Source organism: Psychrobacter sp. TB55-MNA-CIBAN-0194 (assembly GCF_040309505.1).
GTDB lineage: Bacteria > Pseudomonadota > Gammaproteobacteria > Pseudomonadales > Moraxellaceae > Psychrobacter > Psychrobacter fozii.
The window spans coordinates 1-232 of sequence record NZ_JBEOOW010000856.1 but is presented as its reverse complement, the minus strand read 5'-3'; the positions used below and the strand labels follow the sequence as shown (position 1 = coordinate 232).

The 232-nt window shown below is 48.7% G+C and carries 1 pseudogene; it reads right to left on the bottom strand.

Annotated features, from left to right (window positions below):
* A pseudogene (locus AAEY75_RS17355) lies at positions 1–232 on the bottom strand (hypothetical protein); the annotation flags it as partial.

Sequence of the window (232 nt, the reverse complement as noted above, 5' to 3'; positions counted from 1 at the left end):
CCACTATTTAGACTGATTTCTGCCTCATTGACATAATTGGCAGCCAACGTTTGAGCCTGCTGATTGAGCGTGTTTTTTAGCGCGGATTTCAAGCGGTCTTGTACCATCGGATCATCACAACTGACGGCAGGCGTGATGACATTATCGTCAACTGCTGGCTGTTCTACTGTTGCCTCTGTCGTCTCAGCGCTATCGTCTTTATCTGAGCGATCACAACCTGTCACGGCCAAAC